The sequence below is a fragment of the Rhizobium sp. BR 315 genome, from assembly GCF_050577975.1.
Lineage (GTDB): Bacteria > Pseudomonadota > Alphaproteobacteria > Rhizobiales > Rhizobiaceae > Rhizobium > Rhizobium miluonense.
The window spans coordinates 1-2,022 of the sequence record NZ_JARWKZ010000124.1; the positions used below are offsets into that span (position 1 = coordinate 1).

Consider the following 2,022-nt stretch of genomic DNA (forward strand, 5'->3'; position numbering starts at 1 on the left):
TCAGTCAGTTCGTCGCCGGCTTCATCGGTTCGCCTGCAATGAATTTCCTTCCGGCACAATTGGCTTCGAGCGGCAAGGGACTCGCTGTTATTCTGGAGGACGGCACTTCCCTTGCCGTTCCGGACGCGCGCGTCAACGAATATGCGCGCCATGCCGGAAAATCGGTCGTTTTCGGCATGCGGCCGGAATCGATCAGCGATCGTCAACAGCGCCCGGGTCTCGCAGACGTTGAGGCCAAGATCGATTTGGTAGAGCCACTTGGTCCGGAAACCATGGTCTATTTTTCTATTGGCGATGCCAACCTATGTGCCTGTATCGATCCGGAGTGCGGGCCTAAACCACAGACGTTGATGCCGCTGTCGTTCAATATGAACCAGATGCATTTGTTCGATGTGGTAACAGGCGCGGCTTTGTCGGTTGCAAAGGTATAAGCAGATGCCCGAAGCGTATCATCGATGCGATACGCATTGTTGCGCTCTTTGGGGCCTGCAATAAGGCACGCGAATTGTTATAGTTTTGCTTCAGCGATGTGCGTGACCTGTTGCGGGGCTCACTCGCTGTCTACCGATTGGTATTTGGTGCGCCGAGCTGCGGGCATGCTAACCTGAGACGATGATCCAATCGGGATGAGGTTCCTGCGTAAGCGATAAGTCTCATAAATTGCACTGGAGTACTGGACCGATCGCTAGGTCGTAAGTTCTATCCTTTCAAGAGCATGCGTTTTCTCGCTTCGTCAAAAGCCGGTTAGTTCGATATTCCATAGAGGCGGCTCGATATGAAAGATTCCCACCCTCTTAACTGCGAGGGTAGTGACGAATATTGATAGTTCTGCGGCTTCCGGACACTTCCGCTGAGCCGTGGTCCATCTGTTGATCGATTGACGCGGCTCAGCCCTCACCGGGTAAAGCGCTCTTAAGATCCGTTTCTACAAAGTCACGCGCTTTGAACAGGATCGGTGTGTTGAGAGTGTCCGCACAGGCATAGGACAGGCAGTCGGCGAAATTGAGTTGGGCGGGATGGCTTTTTCCCTTGCCATAGACGGCGAAAGCTTCCGCCGCGCGCCGGGCGATCGCATCACTAATCGGAACTACGGTGATTTTGGCGGCTTGAAGAAAGGCGTCGAACATTTCCTGGGCATCGAGGATCTCCAGGCCAAGAATACGCGCCAGGTTGATGGTTGCCTCAAGCCGGACATGCGCGCCAGTTTCTCGGCGGGTAGCGCCATCGACTGCTGCCAGATACATATCGGCCTTCGGCTCCCCGGCAAGGATGGCGACGAATGCTGAGGTCTCGATGAACATTATTGGCCCCAGAGTGCGTCACGTTCCTCCTTTGTCAGGGGCGGGGCCGGCGGGAGTTTTGCCTTGGCAAGTGCGCGGGCACGGATTTCTGCGACGTGCTGTTTCAAGGGCACAGCTTCGTCAGCGCGCTCAATCTCGTGCTGCAACGCAAGCTTGATAGCAGCGGTCAGGTTGGAGGCGCCACGTTTGCGCATAACGGTCTCCGCTAAGGTGCGAACTTCCTGATCTCGGATGCTGAGCATGTGATGTCCTTGCCGTCATGACAATCATTGTATATACGTATAGACACAATTTGTCCATACGCGACCGAAACTCGGTTCATGGTCCTTCTTGCTCTGTTGTCTATTTGCAGCGCGATCTAACCCGGTTTTGCATTTCGCCGTGACCCTGCTCCGATGCCGATATAGCTAATTCGTCGATGGCATCTCCGCGACTGAGCGGATCAGCGCCAAATTAAAATACGGGTGAGAGCGGTGTGGACCTCGACAGCTTTACGGATAAGGCGGCGGTTGTCGTCGTGCCATTTGCCCGGCTACGTAGTGGAACCACTTTGCCGGCCGGACGTTTCTAAATGGTGATATCGGGCACTGCTGGCATTTCGTCGGCACCCCCGAATGGAGGAAAATATGAAAACGCTGCTGATCGCGATCGGCCTTGTGGCCGCAACAACTTTGCCGGCTCTGGCAGCCGAACCTGTCAAGATGGTCGACACTAAAATGGG

At 54.8% G+C, this 2,022-nt stretch carries 3 protein-coding genes; 1 reads left to right on the forward strand and 2 read right to left on the reverse strand.

From position 1 onward, the window contains the following. Positions 1 to 431 (forward strand): TOBE domain-containing protein (locus QD409_RS35275; protein ID WP_430765017.1); only part of this gene is annotated, 431 nt, incomplete at its 5' end. Positions 432 to 887: 456 nt separating this feature from the next. On the opposite strand, the gene QD409_RS35280 is transcribed toward QD409_RS35275, so the two are convergent. Both QD409_RS35280 and QD409_RS35285 read right to left on the reverse strand, forming a co-directional pair. Beyond that, a complete protein-coding gene (locus QD409_RS35280; protein WP_430765018.1) occupies positions 888 to 1,301 on the reverse strand; it encodes a type II toxin-antitoxin system VapC family toxin in 414 nt (137 codons plus the stop codon). Continuing rightward, positions 1,301 to 1,495 (reverse strand): type II toxin-antitoxin system VapB family antitoxin, encoded by a 195-nt coding sequence (locus QD409_RS35285; protein WP_244558009.1) that lies wholly within the window; start codon positions 1,493 to 1,495, stop codon positions 1,301 to 1,303. The genes QD409_RS35280 and QD409_RS35285 overlap by 1 nt, the downstream gene beginning before the upstream one ends. Between the last annotated feature and the right edge of the window lie 527 nt (positions 1,496 to 2,022).

Bases quoted from the DNA above. Each gene is read 5' to 3' on its own strand.
- QD409_RS35285 (WP_244558009.1), bottom strand. From the start codon at position 1,495: ATGCGCAAACGTGGCGCCTCCAACCTGACCGCTGCTATCAAGCTTGCG.
- QD409_RS35280 (WP_430765018.1), bottom strand. From the start codon at position 1,301: ATGTTCATCGAGACCTCAGCATTCGTCGCCATCCTTGCCGGGGAGCCG.